This window comes from Methylobacter psychrophilus (genome assembly GCF_025583945.1).
Classification (GTDB): domain Bacteria; phylum Pseudomonadota; class Gammaproteobacteria; order Methylococcales; family Methylomonadaceae; genus Methylobacter_C; species Methylobacter_C psychrophilus.
This window is the reverse complement of sequence record NZ_JAOEGU010000004.1, coordinates 158,307-173,959: the sequence shown is the minus strand read 5'-3', so window position 1 is coordinate 173,959 and position 15,653 is coordinate 158,307. Positions and strand designations below refer to the sequence as shown.

14 protein-coding genes, 1 tRNA gene and 1 pseudogene are annotated in these 15,653 nt (G+C 38.2%); 4 read left to right on the top strand and 12 right to left on the bottom strand.

Features of this window, described 5'->3' with window-relative positions; translation table 11 throughout:
• Positions 1-273 precede the first annotated feature (273 nt).
• Both N7974_RS03885 and N7974_RS03880 read right to left on the bottom strand, forming a co-directional pair.
• A complete protein-coding gene (locus N7974_RS03885; RefSeq protein WP_262964341.1) occupies positions 274-972 on the bottom strand; it encodes a hypothetical protein in 699 nt (232 codons plus the stop codon).
• Between the two features lie 598 nt (positions 973-1,570).
• The gene (locus N7974_RS03880; protein WP_262964340.1) at positions 1,571-1,996 is read right to left on the bottom strand and encodes a hypothetical protein; all 426 of its coding nucleotides are present in this window, start codon (positions 1,994-1,996) and stop codon (positions 1,571-1,573) included.
• 524 nt (positions 1,997-2,520) lie between these two features.
• Here N7974_RS03880 and N7974_RS20735 point away from each other — a divergent pair.
• The 3 genes and pseudogenes from N7974_RS20735 to N7974_RS03870 form a co-directional block, all read left to right on the top strand.
• Positions 2,521-2,652, top strand: a pseudogene (locus tag N7974_RS20735) (IS3 family transposase); the annotation flags it as partial.
• Positions 2,653-2,895: 243 nt separating this feature from the next.
• On the top strand, positions 2,896-3,648 hold the full coding sequence (locus N7974_RS03875; RefSeq protein ID WP_262964339.1) for a hypothetical protein: 753 nt from the start codon (positions 2,896-2,898) through the stop codon (positions 3,646-3,648).
• Positions 3,649-3,964: 316 nt separating this feature from the next.
• Positions 3,965-4,294 carry an IS66 family transposase gene (locus tag N7974_RS03870; RefSeq protein ID WP_262964338.1) on the top strand — a complete coding sequence of 110 codons (330 nt, stop codon included), beginning with the start codon at positions 3,965-3,967 and terminating at the stop codon, positions 4,292-4,294.
• Here the strand turns inward: N7974_RS03870 and N7974_RS03865 are convergent.
• The 4 genes from N7974_RS03865 to N7974_RS03850 form a co-directional block, all read right to left on the bottom strand.
• Positions 4,240-5,343: a hypothetical protein gene (locus tag N7974_RS03865; RefSeq protein ID WP_262964337.1), complete on the bottom strand. Its 1,104-nt coding sequence runs from the start codon at positions 5,341-5,343 to the stop codon at positions 4,240-4,242. The two genes, N7974_RS03870 and N7974_RS03865, sit on opposite strands and share 55 nt — an antisense overlap.
• A 362-nt stretch (positions 5,344-5,705) precedes the next feature.
• The gene (locus N7974_RS03860; protein WP_262964336.1) at positions 5,706-7,973 is read right to left on the bottom strand and encodes a PriCT-2 domain-containing protein; all 2,268 of its coding nucleotides are present in this window, start codon (positions 7,971-7,973) and stop codon (positions 5,706-5,708) included.
• Positions 7,974-8,202: 229 nt separating this feature from the next.
• A complete protein-coding gene (locus N7974_RS03855) occupies positions 8,203-9,324 on the bottom strand; it encodes a tyrosine-type recombinase/integrase (protein WP_262964335.1) in 1,122 nt (373 codons plus the stop codon).
• Between the two features lie 9 nt (positions 9,325-9,333).
• Positions 9,334-9,570, bottom strand: a complete 237-nt coding sequence (locus N7974_RS03850) for a hypothetical protein (protein ID WP_262964334.1) — start codon at positions 9,568-9,570, stop codon at positions 9,334-9,336.
• A 460-nt stretch (positions 9,571-10,030) separates the two neighbouring features.
• Between N7974_RS03850 and N7974_RS03845 the strand changes: the two genes are divergently transcribed.
• Positions 10,031-11,143, top strand: coding sequence for a tyrosine-type recombinase/integrase (locus N7974_RS03845; RefSeq protein WP_262964333.1), 1,113 nt, complete (start codon positions 10,031-10,033; stop codon positions 11,141-11,143).
• 100 nt (positions 11,144-11,243) lie between these two features.
• On the opposite strand, the gene N7974_RS03840 is transcribed toward N7974_RS03845, so the two are convergent.
• The 6 genes from N7974_RS03840 to tolB all read right to left on the bottom strand — a co-directional run bounded on the left by N7974_RS03840 (position 11,244) and on the right by tolB (position 15,539).
• Positions 11,244-11,319: transfer RNA gene (locus N7974_RS03840), tRNA-Lys, on the bottom strand.
• A 50-nt stretch (positions 11,320-11,369) separates the two neighbouring features.
• Positions 11,370-12,047 carry a 7-cyano-7-deazaguanine synthase QueC gene (queC, locus tag N7974_RS03835; RefSeq protein ID WP_262964332.1) on the bottom strand — a complete coding sequence of 226 codons (678 nt, stop codon included), beginning with the start codon at positions 12,045-12,047 and terminating at the stop codon, positions 11,370-11,372.
• A 6-nt stretch (positions 12,048-12,053) separates the two neighbouring features.
• A complete protein-coding gene (gene queE / locus N7974_RS03830) occupies positions 12,054-12,695 on the bottom strand; it encodes a 7-carboxy-7-deazaguanine synthase QueE (RefSeq protein ID WP_262964331.1) in 642 nt (213 codons plus the stop codon).
• Positions 12,696-12,697: 2 nt separating this feature from the next.
• Positions 12,698-13,591 (bottom strand): tol-pal system protein YbgF, encoded by an 894-nt coding sequence (gene ybgF / locus N7974_RS03825; protein WP_262964330.1) that lies wholly within the window; start codon positions 13,589-13,591, stop codon positions 12,698-12,700.
• Between the two features lie 8 nt (positions 13,592-13,599).
• On the bottom strand, positions 13,600-14,199 hold the full coding sequence (gene pal, locus N7974_RS03820; protein ID WP_262964329.1) for a peptidoglycan-associated lipoprotein Pal: 600 nt from the start codon (positions 14,197-14,199) through the stop codon (positions 13,600-13,602).
• Positions 14,200-14,255: 56 nt separating this feature from the next.
• On the bottom strand, positions 14,256-15,539 hold the full coding sequence (gene tolB / locus N7974_RS03815) for a Tol-Pal system beta propeller repeat protein TolB (RefSeq protein WP_262964328.1): 1,284 nt from the start codon (positions 15,537-15,539) through the stop codon (positions 14,256-14,258).
• Between the last annotated feature and the right edge of the window lie 114 nt (positions 15,540-15,653).

The following is a 15,653-nucleotide window of genomic DNA, read 5'->3' as shown; positions in this document are numbered from 1 at the left end:
TCTGCTTTAGCGTGCGGGCTTTTAAATGTGGACTTACGGTATTTAGTATTGCTATGATTTCGTTCATGGTCAGTTTGGGTGCGAATGCTCTGTTAGAAGCGGTATTCTACCTTCTCTGACCTTTCTCCTTTCTCCTTTCTCCTTTCTCCTCCTCCTTCCTCCGATATCTATAAATTACTCATACCAATTGGCGAAGGTATTGTAAGAGCTTTATAGTTTCTTACAAATAGGCACAAATGCCTATGTTGCGCCGCCTTTTGCAAAAGTAAACTCCTAAAGAGCGAAACACTCTTCTTCGTGACAGACATCATCATGTTGCGTTTCGAGCGTTTTTAAAAAATCCTTTAACTTATTATTTTCATTCATCGCAATAATTAAAGGTACTGTATTGAAAGCTTTTAGTGCCCATGCTCCTCGCCATGAGTCGACTTGTACGTCGTAATTTTCTGCAATACCATTGCTCATTCGTCGAATTAATACTTCACGGTCAGAAATTGTAACTTTCGGATATTTGTATGATTTTGAATAATAGTCAAAATCTTTAACTTCTGACTGACAACTGGATACTATAAAATCATTCATCACTGCATATTGTTTAGTGTTACCACCAACAAGATCGCCAATATTAACAAGGGTTAGTAAACCATTAATGTTACCAGTCAATAAAGTTGATGGATAACCGTTTTTAATATCATTTGCTAGTAATTCATCGTTGCGTTTTTTAATTTCCAGGTTAGCATTATATCTTTCTAAGCGTATAAATGGAGATTTCCAGGCTGGCGTTGATTTACGATGAACACGATTTTTAATAGATTCCCATTTACTTTTTATTTCATCTTGAATTTTTCGAGCTTCAAGAGCACCGCGTTTGCCGTGTGTTTCAATTGCAAGTATTTCAACCCATTTTTGACGAGTTGTTAATAACTTATCAGTTTTAATTTCTTGAATTTTATCTAAAATTAATTTTTTCATTTTTTATATACCCCTGAATTGAAATATCTTTATAAATTACAATTTTTATCAAATATATTGAGACTAATAGCTTTGCGAGTACTCACCCCCCCTTTTTTTTGACAAAATGGAGGGGGCAAAACGAGGGGGACAGAGGGGAAGACTTAATAGTTACATATTTTTCTATAGTGCTGTTGATAGCTGTTATCACCATCTTATTTACATCCACCAATAAATAGTCTCTTGCTTATATGCTTGGACTGTACCAACAAAGTTAGTTGGTACAAGTTTGCCTACCAGCTGTTGATTAGCTGTTATATCAATAATAATGTAAGAGTTATTTTTCAATTTATTTGCCTTTATGTGATTAATTTAATTACCAAGAACACTAACAGACAAACTATTCCTTTAGGTTATCTAGTTTTATTTATTTTTGTTCAATTTTCTATATTGAAACTTGCCTGGAACACTACTTCTAAATCATAAAAGACCAATTTCATTGGTCTTTTATCTTTATCGATTACGTTAATACATCAAGCTCTTAAAAAACTTTAAAGCACAAAAGCTTCACTAAATACTTCAAAAGCATTTTGCTCTCGTGTGCAACTATATTGTTATCTTATCTATCCTCTACAGACTCAAGTATATCAAAAGCTATTTTTAAATCCGATTGACGACGTAGCCACACGGCCATCCTTACGCACCCCGCTACATCACCGCTCTCATGCATCAAGTCCTGTCCGCCGTGCTCTTTAATATATTTTTTACGTTTACTTGTTGGTATTAATGAATTGTATTCATCACCAAATGACACAAGAAGACTAGTGCAATATCCGCGAGATTTGTTGTGATGATTAGCTTCACTATTAATCAGCATTTGACCGTATATAAGTTCAAGATCCGCGCCATTTCGCAAATATGGTTGTGATAATTTATTACTTGTTAGCTCCAGTTCAGTGGGTAGGATTATGCTCCACCACTGGCAACGCGAGTCTACTGGCTTGGCTATATATGCTATTGTTATATTTTGATTTAATTCATTCATTTAAAAATTCCTGTGTAGTTAATTTAGTGTCATTTGTTTATTCAAGCGACAACAAATCTTAACAATTAAATTAATATCAATCAAAATCAATAAGTTATGAGATTTTTAATCATGTGATATGAATATGTAATTTCACACTTTTTACTTTTAAATCGTTATTTATAGGCTCTAGACCGGAAACTAAAATAAGTCGACTTCATAGAAAATTCAGAGCACTGAATGCGCACCTATTAATAGGGTAACAGGTTAAATCTGAAGTTTTTTGTAACAACATGCGGCCAAGTTAGTTAATGAAAAAAGGCTATACGCAAATGGCGTTTTGGCGTCGAAAACCTGAACCAGGCTTGGTGGGTCATTCGGATCTGGGTAGGCAATATGCCAGCCATCAATACCGAAGTCATTTAGGAATAATGAAGATGCAGCAGAGCATGAGCCGTAAAGGTAATTGTTGGGATAATATGAGGCGCCGACCGAGCGATTTTTTCGAAGCTTAAAACAATAAGCAACTAAATTACGAACAATTTAAAGCTAAAGAGGCGGCAAAGCTGAGTATTATTAATTATTTGGCGTTTTATAATGGCAAACGACTGCATTCAACATTAGGATACCAATCCCCACTCGAATTTGAACGGAAATTTTACAAGAAGACTGCTTAAGAAAGTGTCCGATTTTACTTGATCATTACATTATGCAGAAAATGTGTAACGATTTTGCCATAGTCCGCTAATATATTTCGCTAAGCGGCTTGGAAATTATTTATCTGAAAAACTATATGTAGCGAATCTATTCCATCGGATTCGATCGGAATTGTTAAATTTATTAGTCACTTTGAGGCTATCCCACCACCTTTGCTTTATATTAGGTATCATTGCCCTTATTAACTCATAAGTAACAAGACAATGGCTAAAACAACAAAAGCAAACTGGAAACAGTTTTTTTCCTTTGAAAAAATACTACTAGAATTTTTGTCACAACAAAATTTTTTAGCGGGAGATAAATCAGATTTAAAATACTCTGTGCATGATTATAAAAATATGCAGCTTGAGCGCCCACCTAAGTTTATTCACTGTGTAATATCGTTGGGAGGAGAAAAGTCGCTAATCCAAAAAATTGAGACAGATATTAAAGAGCTTAAGAATCGATTTCTTACTGTTTCAGACAAAAATCTCCCCTCGCGATTTCCACAGTTACTGCAACAGCCATTACAGATCAACCTGTCACAACATGAAGCTTTTCGTAGCCGCGTTATCGACTCGAAAACAGAAGGATTTATTCAGATAAAACGATATAATTCAGATGATATGTCACTTGAAGATACCAATTTTTTAAACGCTATTGGCATTAGAACAGAAGTACACAACAAAGGATTTGGTAAAACTCTAAATATACTATCTCAAGACCTTGTTGCCTATTCAACTGCAAAAAAACTAACTGTGCGCGAAAGCAGTGGATATCAGTACAATGCAAGAGTCCGATATCCTGATAATTTCCAAGCAGTCAGGATGAGTTACGGATTATTAATCATTCCTGATGACTGCCATACCCTTTCAAGCCTGCCTCAACCGCGAAGAACACACCGACTAGAAACCTCTAAACAAATACTCGTTCTTCCGATTGCAATTGACAGTAGAATTTTTATCAAAGAACCTTGAAACACTAACAATGACCTTTGCCAAAAAATCTTTTAGATAGTTAAAACAAGGGCCACTCCGGAAAAACGGCACACTAAAATTCACTGAGGTTAGTAGTTGCATATAGCATTCAATAAATAGCAGTCAATTAGCGTAAAAAGTATCCATGCTACGCGGCTAAATATATATCAGGACAAGGTTATGCCATTCTTAACTTCTTTGACCCTGCTTAAATCAATAGGAATAATTTACTTGTTTCCAAAATTTCACAATGGTAAGTATCGGAGCTATCAATTATCAAAGCGCTCTATCAAATTACCGGAGTACCTGTGAAGTAATGGCTGCGTCGGCGACACATACCAAGGCACGTGCATTAGCCAGAGAAATACTCAACGACTGGGAGGCTATTTTTCAGGTATTGGCACATCCACAGTTACCGCTGACCAACAACGAGGCTGAGCAAGCATTACGTCATTGGGTGATTTTAAGAAGTATTTGTCATGGAATACGAACCGAAGATGGCACGAGAATTTTCGCGATTCTGATCAGCGCTATTGAAACCTGCCGTGTTCGTCAACAGTCGCCGTGGATTTTTTTGGCAGCGGTATTTCGTCAACGGCGGGCCGAATTTTCTGTGCCCAGACTTCCTTTAGTCAAGGGGGACTGAATCATTACATCGATTTCAAAAAAAATATTTTCAACTTCGCCCTTTTTTAGGTCACACATTTGTTTAAAGTGATAATTATTTGTATCACTTCTAATAATAATTACAGTTTGTTTTTTTGGTGGAACAATTCGCTTAAGTAATCTACCTATCAGCTCATCGTTTATTGTACTGGTCGTTAAATAAAATGTTTGTTTACCGAATACAGCATGAACAGACAGTACGTTATTTATTATCAAACCACCATTTAAAAAACGCCTCCCACTACTTAACATGTGTAAGTCTTTATTAGTCTGTTTATTGCTCATTGTTTCCTTACATATAGAAATTCCAAAATGATCAAATAATAAGATCTCATGCCCTGCATCTTTTGCATTTGTCTCAATTTCAGAATATTTACTTAAATTAATTTTATTAACATTATTCAATAGTAAAGTCTCTTGATCAATTGACCCTTTATATTTTACTCCCCAACGTTTAATGTAGTTACCAATTGTTTTAGATGTCACATTTAAATTAAATGATTTATCTACATCGGTTTTAGTCCAAATTAAATGTGATGTTTTTCCTAAAAAATGCTCAATCATATCAAGCTCTTTATCCATGCTTAAGGCCCGATTATTCTTAATTTTAATAACAGCTTCATTAGCTTCATTAGCTTCATTAGCTTCATTAGCTTCATTAGCTTCATTAGCTTCATTAAATTTATTATCTTTGTTATAATTTGATATAATATTCTTTACAGTATGGGAGGACCTAAGCACCTTATCTGCAATAGCTTTTAAATTATCATAAGGTTTTTTCTCGTCTTTATTTATTTTAGACTGATAGTTTAAATATATAACCGTATCTTTTATCTTAAACCATTTTTCTTTCAGTTTTAAAATTTTATCACACTCAGAAACTAGGCTCATGTCACACCCTAGTTCTTTAATAAGCTTATTCAAATCACCATTTTTCTGATTATTTTTATTAAGAAAACATAACATTTTTTCTTTAGACTCATGTTCTTTTACATAAGATATTGCTATATTTTTTTCTTCTTCATTCATAATAAATACGCTGGAAAGAATTGAGTTTTAAAATTTTATAATAGATTAAATTTTTCAATTTTTGTTATACATAAAAATTACCATAATATTTAATTATAGTGATTTTATTCAGTTAGCACTAAAAGTAAATATCGGGCACAATTCACATTAAGCAATATTTTTAGTCATTCCATAAAGTAAGTAATTTAAAATCGACCTATTTTATTTTCGTTTTTGATAGGTCCTGTCGACACATATCGTTTACAGATAGCATTTTCATTGAGCCCAACCAACACCCCAACTGTCTACACATGAAGAGACAATAAGTGAACAAGGGAACATTTTACGTCCCCTTGTCTCTCTATTTAGCCTAAAGACCCCACTTAACGACGATGCTTTTTACGATGTAAATCGTAGTCATCAAACCAATATGACGCATTTTTTTTGTCCCAATTATCGTAGTCACGAACAGCAAATAAACTTAGTTTTTCACGTTTCCCTGTTGATCGCTTACACTCTTTATTGATACATCCAATTTCCGCTAATACACCACCTATTGCCTTTGTTGAATATTTACCATTTAAAGCATCTACAATATCTGCCGACCTTACAATATCTGCGTCAAAAGGAGCATCTAATGCACTTATCATTTCTTCGATCTGAAATTTCAGCGGTGACCGGCTTCCATTGACTATAGTTTTTTTAAACGCGGTCATGGGAGCAGGTGCTTTAGCATTAAATAATCTTAAATCTCTATCTAATAACCAACGCACTACAAGTCCATTACCTTCTTTTTCAATCCAGCTAGCAAGTTCAGCATAATATTCTTTTCCTAATGGATTAACATCAGACCAAAGTGCAAAATATCGACCATCGCCCTCTGAAACATGAATAGCATCTTTATGGTTACTCATGAAAATCGCCTGAACAATGTTGGGTGTTTCATAAAATCCCAAATTAAACCGGCGCACACGAAGCATATCGGGTGGTGCGGCTAAAATTGGTTTTAATTTATTTTCAAGCTTCATCCCCTCAAAATTCATAATTTCTTGAAAAATAACTAATTTTGCGTGATGTAAATACTCCGTATATGTTTCAGCTAACTCGCTTGCTAACGGTTCACAGACATTTCGTGTACCTAGTCCGTAACGAATTGGATTCAAGAACATATCCTTTCCCACCCTACTTTTGCCAGCTAACAGAACCCCATGATTTATTTTTATCTGGGGAAATTGAAGCATAAAAGCAAACCAATCCAAGAGATGTTGCTGCTCAATTTTATCGGGATACAAATAATTTAAATGATCAAGCCACGGCTTGACATCCACATTCGTCGCTAGCAACGGTAAAATAATATTGGGAGGACTCCATATATTCCAAAACAAATTATTATCTCTACTGACAGGATTCGTTACTTCACCTGGTAAATAGATCAAATCGTCAACTTTTACACAGCTTTCATTACTTAATAACCATTGCGCTGCCTTGGGGTTTTGATAAATATGTAACCACGTCGCTGTAAATGCTTCTTTTGAGATTACTTTCCCCGTTTGTACGTTTAAAAAGCGGTCTTGTGAACTTATGAATACATATTTTTCTAAAATTTCAGCATCACAGATGCTATTTCTCTGATTTTTTGACTTTTGTTTCTTCCACCCCGCTTGTTGTGCGAGAAAAAACAACGATTTTAAGCTGATCGTATTGTCATTGCCAAATGACTTCCATTTTAACTCACAATCCTCTAGTCTGTATTTGACTCCTTTTTGACTCCAGTCATCCCATAACTTGAACGCAACTTCACTCTCACCTGAACTATATAGAGCCATACCAATTTTTAGCCAGTCTTTATAGTCGATATCAGGATCAATTGCTTTAAGCGCGCTACGGCAATCCTCTATATTAAATTCACATTTCTCAACCTTACTTTTCTGTATTGCTACAACGTTGTTTTTTATAGGCACAACTACTGGTGGGAATAATAGTTTAAGCGCTTCCCAATCTAACGGCTTTTCATCCCCTTCAAAAACAATCCTCACTAAGAATGGTTTTTCAGGATTTTTTTGATGATAAAAGCCAGCCAATCTGAGCACTCTTGACCGATCCTTTGCATTAGGATCAGACCCATAATCATCAACTAGTCGCTGCTCTACCCCTTCAAACTCATCCAATTTATCTGTATCGGTAAAAATGTAGGAATGGTATTTTCCAGGTGATGATTGAATTTTCAAGTGAGGTAGCATAGGAAGCTCTGGTGCATCACCGTTATCATCCTCTACCCAAACAGCTCTGATACTTTTTATATCAGCTTTCTTTCGTCCTTTGCCTTCGGTTTCATTGACAGTGACGAACACACCAGCCCCTTGATTATTATAATTAGCCAAAGTACCTTTATGTTCGGCAAAAGAACCGTATAACATACGCGCTAATGGATCAGGGAACTGTTTTTGTTTTGAGTCAGTAAAAGTTTGAAAACAGAACTTATCCGCATTGCAATCAATTTTTGACAAATGACGTTGAGCTTGGTCAAAATCATGCACTAAAGATACCCGCGATTGATTCTGATCTAAAATTGATTGAACTCTTGTCAACCCAAATTTAGAAATCACCTTAACATCTACAGGGGTGGTTTTATTTAACGTATTTTCCAACATAAAAATTCCTATGCCAAAATTCACTGTCTAATCTTGCCAGCATTCACATTTTTATGTAAGATATGAAATATGATAATAAAGATCTAACTGGATCGTTTTATCTAGAAAATTTTGATCTTTCTGTTTAGTGTTAAGTAACACAAATTTAATAAATGCCTCTTAGTGTAAACTTGCCGGAATGCCTAAGAAGCGTAAAAAAGTATACGAAATGGGTTAATTCATGCCTGGATTAACCCTTTTTATTAAGTTTCTTTCGCACTATTTCACCTCCTTTACCACTTATATTTTCCACAGCGTTTAACAATTCCTTCACCGCAACGGGAGAATATGTCAGAGTAACTCCACCATTTTTATGGCTTAAAAGCTTTTTTCGCGTCTCTAACGGCACATCTTCACTTAGTCTTCCTCCAAAAGTGTGTCTCAAGTTATGCGGTCCACGCTTATAAATAGGCTCGATAGGCAAACCCGTCTTTCTCCAAGCTGTTCTCCATGCTGAATTATTCATATTCCCTAGTCGCCTCCCTTTGTAGGGAAAAACATACTCATCATGCATACCCCGCTGAGCATCAATAACCGCCCTTGCTTCTTTATTCAATACTACTAACTGATCCTGATGATTTTTTGATCCATATCGATCGCTACCACTAAATTCTTCCTTTGAATCTGGAATAATGAACACACTTGCATTTAAACTGGGTACATCAATTTCCCAGTCCCACTTCAAATTGCAAATCCCCTGCACACGAACCCCTGTATTTACACCAAAAATACACATTTTTTCCAAATATTCCGGTAAATTCTTAAATAAGTCCTTTTGCTCATTCTGAGTTAATGGATATGGAATTGAAGCATCATTATCCTTACTCTCATAAACCAGCTTAATAGCGTGCTCTAAACAAGGCCTACCAAATTCAGTTCGGCACGACCTATGTAAATAATCAAGCATGCTAGACAAGACGGCAAAGTCTCTTACAAGTGTTGCTTTTTTTATCCCCTGCTCTGTTCTCGACTTTACATAAGCTTTCATTGTTCTATTATCTATTTGATCTAACGGAATATCTCCAATAAAGGGAGCCATTTTTTTAGCCGTCACCATATCGCGATCAATACTTCTTTTTTTCCTTTCACCAAAATATCGCTCAAAGCCATCTCTAACAGTCATCACACCCTCCTGCTTCCGTTTCATTGCACTAATGATTCTTGCAGTAATATTATAAAATTCTCTTTTTGCTTCCTCCGCAGTTCTCGCTTGTAAACGCTGACGAACCCTCCCATATCCCTTAATTCGCTTATCAATGCTCCATTGTTTTGTTTTACTATCTTGTTGCAGACCTGATATATTTTTCGACATATATTTCTCCTAATTTCTTCCCCAAATCTGTCCGACTCGATCCTTGTAACCTTCAATTGCAAAATCCAGATCGATTCTATCGAATGCAACAAATTTACTTCCATCTCTTAATTCGACAGGTAGGTTAGGTCTGATACGTGAATCAAAAAAAGATTTATCCATACCGCAATAGCGAGGGGCATCTTTATAACGAATCAGACGGGGTACTATCATCTTCAACTGAGTTTCTTTTGCGATTAAGCTCATTAGTGTTCTCCTAAATTAAAAAGTCTAAAAAAGTGCTATTAAATTCTGAAAGCACAAGAAGATTTTATTTTACTTTTCTTTATTAATCAAATAATCCTTATTATTCAATAGGATATAAAGACAATTAAATGTGATAGGTATATCATACCATCACATTTTTCTTGCCACATATGCCGAAAATTTATAAGGTATTATTCCACATAGACCCAGATATTTCCTGATGTTGAACGCTCTTTCGATCCTCTAGAAAATTTATTTCAACTTTTTCTACATAAAAACTCGTGTTCGTTCATTTTGACCGCCACATCTATCCCTCAAAAAGACATGCAACAAATATTTTGAAACTAATTCGGTGGTTCTACGGTAATTTTTTTGAACTTACTTCTTGATTAATTCATAAAAACAACCGACTATTAAAAGGCAACGGTGAATCCTGATACTGACCCAAGGAGACATAATCATGTCAAAAACAATATCAGGCTTGCAATACGATAGAAAAACAAAACAATGGAGTATCGATAAACGCATAAAAAATCATGGGAGAATCAGGCAACGTTTAAAAGCAACATCGACAGAAGAAGCTGAAACAGAGTTTTATAGAATTATTGCTGACTTACAAGTTAGTAATCAGAGAACTCAGGATGGCATCATGACTTTCAATGAGGCAGCTACACGCTATGTCAACGAATCGACTAAACGCAGCTTAGATCGCGATATTGTCACAATAAACCTTGCCAAGGGGTTTATTGGTAGCTTGACACTTTCCCAGATACACATGGGGACGTTGCAGGCACTTATTGAATCGAGGCGTAAAGATGGTATTAGAAGCGCCACTGTCAAACGTGATCTGGCGGTAATTCGTCGAATACTAACTTTGGCTGCCAGATCTTGGCGGAATAATGATGGTCACGCTTACTTAAGCTGCCCACCGTTATTAGAAATGCCCGACTGGGAAGATTCAGCCATTCCTTATCCACTGGATTGGCAGGAACAGCAACGTTTATTCGAAGCACTACCTTCTCACTTAGCAGCAATGGCTTTATTTGCTGTTAATACAGGCTTAAGAGAGCAAGGTGTGTGTTGGTTACGGTGGGACTGGGAAGTAAAAATTCCTGGACTGGATACTAGTATTTTCATTACACCTGGCAGGAAACGTACCTACTCTGATGGCGTGTGGCCAGGCGAAAAAAATAAGGAAGATCAGATGGTTGTTTTAAATAGAGTAGCAAAGTCTGTTATTGACGCTCAACGCGGAAAACATGATGAGTATGTTTTCCCATATAGCGGCAAACGGATTACTCGGATACACAACACTGGCTGGAAAAATGCGTGGAAAAAAGCAGGACTTCCGAAATCTGGTGAATACAATCGTGGACCTCATAATTTGAAGCATACGTTCGGAAGACGATTGAGAAATGCGGGAGTGCCATTGGAAACGAGGAAAGTTTTGTTGCATCATACGAATGGCGATATTACGATACATTACTCGCCAGCGGAGGTGTCAGAACTAATTGAAGCAGTTGAGCGTATTGTCGATCAAAAGCCTTCGCAGATACTGCGACGGGTTGGGTAAGTAAAATGGGAAGTTACCACAAAAGTTACCCAGCTAAATTTCAGGCATAAAAAAAGCAGCCGCCAATTAAGGCTAACCGCTTGATTCATTTTATCTTTGGTGGTGGGTCGTGCGCGATTCGAACGCGCGACCATCGCATTAAAAGTGCGGTGCTCTACCGGCTGAGCTAACGACCCAACAAAGAAGGCCTATTATAGAGATAATTTCAGATCTTGCAAGACTTTTTTTAGTTATTTCTGTATCGTGTTGGATCAGCTATACCTGCTTCGGTAAAACCGGCTTTTCTTAAGCGACAAGCATCGCACACACCACAAGCGAAACCGTGTTTATCGGCCGAGTAACAGGAAACGGTACGTTGATAATTTACACCCAAGGCAACGCCCTGCTTTATAATTTCTGCCTTACTGAGAGCAATCAACGGCGTATGTATGGTGAAATGCCCGCCTTCTGCTCCGGCTTTAGTCGCCAAATTGGCTAGTTGCTGAAAAGCTTTGATAAATTCCGGACGGCAATCGGGATAACCTGAATAATCAACGGCATTAACACCGATAAAAATATCACGCAGATTTAACACTTCAGCCCAACCAAGAGCCAAGGACAGGAAAATGGTATTTCTTGCCGGCACATAAGTCACAGGTATACCTTCCTGAAGCGTATCAGGCACGGCGATATGTTCATCAGTTAATGCCGAGCCGCCGATGGAGTCCAGTCCCAGTTTAATGATTTTATGCTCTTCAACCTGATAATCCAAGGCGATCTGTGCAGCGGCTGCCAACTCGGCATTATGCTTTTGCCCATAATCAAAACTTAAGGCGTAACAAGTGTATCCCTGCTGTTTTGCGAGGGCAAGGACGGTAATCGAATCTAGTCCTCCCGAGAGAAGGATAATTGCTTTTTTTTGCATGAGTATTTATTTACCCTGGGCATCATCCCAGAGTAGCTTATGTAATTGAATTTGAAATCTAACAGGCAACCGATCCCGAAGAATTTTTTCGGCAAGTTCGGTTGGATTTTGCTGACCCATAACGGGTGAAAATAATATGTCACAACGACCAGGCAGCTGATATTCAGCTAAAGCAGCTTTTGACCAGTCATAGTCTTCATCACTACCAATCACAAACTTAACCTGATCTTTAGCGTTAAGAAAAGCAATATTTTGATAAAGATTTTTACTTAATTCGCCTGAGCCGGGCGTTTTAAGATCCATAACTTTAACCGCTCGCGGATCTACCGCAGATACATCAATCGCACCACTAGTTTCCAAGGAAACAATAAAGCCTTTATCAAGCAATTGGATAATTAACTCAAGACAGGCAGGCTGAGCCAGAGGCTCACCGCCTGTTACGGTAATATATTGCGTTGCAAATTGTTCTGCCTGAGCGATTATTTCCGTAATTTTTACTTTTTTACCGCCAGTAAAAGCATAAGCGGTATCACAATACACGCATCGTAACGGACAACCGGTAAGTCTGATAAATACAGTGGGTATGCCGACTGTATTTGACTCGCCCTGAAGAGAATAAAAAATTTCAGTGATTCGAAGTGAGCTCACGGTCAATTTTTAACTTCATTGAGCTTAAGCAGTTTTTTTGCTGCCAGTAACGCTGCCGGTGACTTGGGGTAATCCGTAGTAACGCGGGTTAAATACTCCCGCGCTTTTGCCGAATTTTTTAGTTCTATTTCCAGGTAACCCAACTTTAATAGTGCGTCCGGTACTTTTGCACCATCGGGATACTTTTCAATAACACCATTAAATGCCTTACGTGCTGCATCATTATCCTGTTTAACGCGATACGCTTCGCCCAACCAATATTGGGCATTATTGGCATAGAGCCCGGATGGATACTTGCTTAAATAAGTATTAAACTGCGTTATAGACTGATCGGTATGCCCATTTCTAAGCTCGTCATAAGCTTGATAATACTCCTGTTTTTCAGGACCGGAAACTTGTACACCATCAGACTTTGGCTGAGGAGCCTGATTCTCGGCCGCTGCAGGCGCACTAACTGATGCCGGCTTATTGGCAGGAACCGGCTCAGTGGCTGATACAGGCTCTGCTGCGGAAGAATCACTTGGCTTAACCTCCACATCACCCGTACCCACCGCTTCCGGAGTGCCTTCAGCAGCCGGCTGATCAACACCATTACCTTTATTTTCAATACCTTGCAAGCGCTCGTCAAAATCAGAATACATGGTACTCTGATGCTTTTTCAACTCTTCAATACGGTAAGCCTGCTCATCTACCTTGCCGGTAAGTCGCTGCACTTCAGCTTGCATTTGCTCCAATCGCCCCATCAATTCATACAAAGCATTTGTTGACGGCGCATTGGCAGAAGCGGGAGCCGGAGTTGCCGATGCCGGATACAATGAATGGTCAACAACAGGCGGCAATTCTGCATAAACGCTACTGCAAGCAGACAGCAGCATAACAAGGCTTATTTTTTTCATTTAACGATCTACTTAGGTTGGTAAACTATCTCAACACGACGATTTTGCTCCCAGGCAGACTCATCGCTACCAAAAGCTACCGGCTTTTCTTCACCATAACTGACAATATTCAGCTGATTATCAGAAACACCTTTAATTTTCATCATGCTGGATACCGACTTTGCACGCTGCTCACCCAGTGCAATATTGTACTCACGAGAGCCACGTTCATCGCCATTACCTTCCAAGGTTATTTTTTGACCCGGATTGGCAATCAAATATTGTGCGTGAGCTGCAATAACCGGAATAAAATCAGGCATAACTTCACTACTATCCAACATAAAATAGACAGTACGCTTGGACAAAGGGTTATTAGGATCATTAAATTCGGGGCCCAAAGTACTGGCATAATCGCCATTCCCTGACATGCCATTCATACCCGAACCATTAAGCTCTGAACCATTCATACCAGAACCTTTGTTTAAACCGCTGGTTGAAGCATCGTTGATACCGCTGGTCTCGTTTAGACTGCCGTCAGTAAGACTGGTGTCTTTTTCATCAGAGTCACTACAAGCCGATAACATTAGCGTACTAATAGCCAAGGCCAATAGTGTTTTATTTAATCTCATTTTCAATTCCCAAAGTAATTACAAACTATAAAATAACTGTGTTTCAGCCCCAAAAACTAAGGGGCCCAAGCAGGCTCACGAACTTCACCACTATTAAAGACCAACTTTTGTTGCATCTTACCATCTAATGACACTGCAGATAAGAATCCTGTACGGCCTTTTTTTGAAGCATACAGGATCATGCTGCCATTTGGTGCAAAACTGGGGGATTCATCTGATCTACCACCGGTTAATACATTAATAGATCGGCTTGCCAGATCCATAACAGCAATACGATAGTCATTACCATTTCCGTGCACCATCACCAAGCTCTTACCGTCCGGTGAAAAACTGGCTTTGGCATTATAATTACCAGAAAAAGTCAGTCTCTTTTCCTGTCCGCCCTGACTGGAGACGCTATAAATTTGTGGACTACCACCTCTGTCAGAGGTAAAAACAATGCTGCTGCCATCAGGTGACCAGCTTGGTTCGGTATCAATAGAAAAACTTTTGGTTAGTTTGGTTAATGATCGTGTTGACAGATTTAAAACAAAAATATCGGGACTACCATCTTTGGATAAAGTTAAAGCTAATCTTGAGCCATCAGGTGACCAGGATGGTGCACCATTGATGCCTGGAAATTCAGCTACACGTACTCTCTCACCTGTGGCCAATGTCTGCACATAAATGGCCGCTGATTTTCTCTCAAAGGAGACATAAGCTACTTTTTTGCCATCGGGCGACCAGGACGGAGACATTAACGGCTCAATAGATGACGCGACGGTTTGAGGATTAAAACCGTCCGCATCAGCAACTTGAAGCTGTTGTGATTGTTGCTTGGTGCCTTGATTATTTGTCGTGATATAAGCAATACGACCACTAAAAACACCTTTTTTACCCGTTAATTTTTCAAAAATAAGGTCACTGATATGATGGGCGGTTCTACGTAAATCAGCCGCCGAAGAGGTCATTTTGTAACCTAATAACTGCCCGGATTTATAGACGTCAAACAATTGAAACTGAACGTTATATTGACCGCTACCGCTAGCAACAACCTGTCCGATTACCAGATAATTCTGATTTACAGCCTGCCAATCTTTAAAATTAACCTCCCCTGCCGTGCTAGGCCTGCCAGGCATACCTTGCTCGCTCATCATTTTAAAATAACCGCTACGCTCCAGGTCGGCATTGACGACAGCACTAATATTTACCGGCGCACCCTGTGAGGCAAAAGGAACGACTGCAACAGGCACAGCACTTTCAACACCTTCAGTAATTTCAATGGTCAGTGGCGCTGCATAACCAATTGGTAAATTAAAACCAAACAGCACAATTAATAAACTTCTTCTAAAAAAATTCACGCTCACCTCTACGTCTGCACTCAAAAAAAACCGATGTCATTATCACACTACAACTTAATGAGTTAACATCTGGATACGTTAAATTACCTGAAAAACAACCCAATCTTCTATCTT

What these genes read in the sequence shown, in the direction of transcription:
- N7974_RS03865 (WP_262964337.1), bottom strand. Translation starts at nt 5,343, where the DNA reads ATGAATGAAGAAGAAAAAAATATAGCAATATCTTATGTAAAAGAACAT.
- N7974_RS03885 (WP_262964341.1), bottom strand. Translation starts at nt 972, where the DNA reads ATGAAAAAATTAATTTTAGATAAAATTCAAGAAATTAAAACTGATAAG.
- ybgF (WP_262964330.1), bottom strand. Translation starts at nt 13,591, where the DNA reads ATGAAAAAAATAAGCCTTGTTATGCTGCTGTCTGCTTGCAGTAGCGTT.
- N7974_RS03850 (WP_262964334.1), bottom strand. Translation starts at nt 9,570, where the DNA reads ATGAGCTTAATCGCAAAAGAAACTCAGTTGAAGATGATAGTACCCCGT.
- N7974_RS03880 (WP_262964340.1), bottom strand. Translation starts at nt 1,996, where the DNA reads ATGAATGAATTAAATCAAAATATAACAATAGCATATATAGCCAAGCCA.
- N7974_RS03860 (WP_262964336.1), bottom strand. Translation starts at nt 7,973, where the DNA reads ATGTTGGAAAATACGTTAAATAAAACCACCCCTGTAGATGTTAAGGTG.
- N7974_RS03870 (WP_262964338.1), top strand. Translation starts at nt 3,965, where the DNA reads ATGGCTGCGTCGGCGACACATACCAAGGCACGTGCATTAGCCAGAGAA.
- queC (WP_262964332.1), bottom strand. Translation starts at nt 12,047, where the DNA reads ATGCAAAAAAAAGCAATTATCCTTCTCTCGGGAGGACTAGATTCGATT.
- pal (WP_262964329.1), bottom strand. Translation starts at nt 14,199, where the DNA reads ATGAGATTAAATAAAACACTATTGGCCTTGGCTATTAGTACGCTAATG.
- N7974_RS03875 (WP_262964339.1), top strand. Translation starts at nt 2,896, where the DNA reads ATGGCTAAAACAACAAAAGCAAACTGGAAACAGTTTTTTTCCTTTGAA.
- N7974_RS03855 (WP_262964335.1), bottom strand. Translation starts at nt 9,324, where the DNA reads ATGTCGAAAAATATATCAGGTCTGCAACAAGATAGTAAAACAAAACAA.
- N7974_RS03845 (WP_262964333.1), top strand. Translation starts at nt 10,031, where the DNA reads ATGTCAAAAACAATATCAGGCTTGCAATACGATAGAAAAACAAAACAA.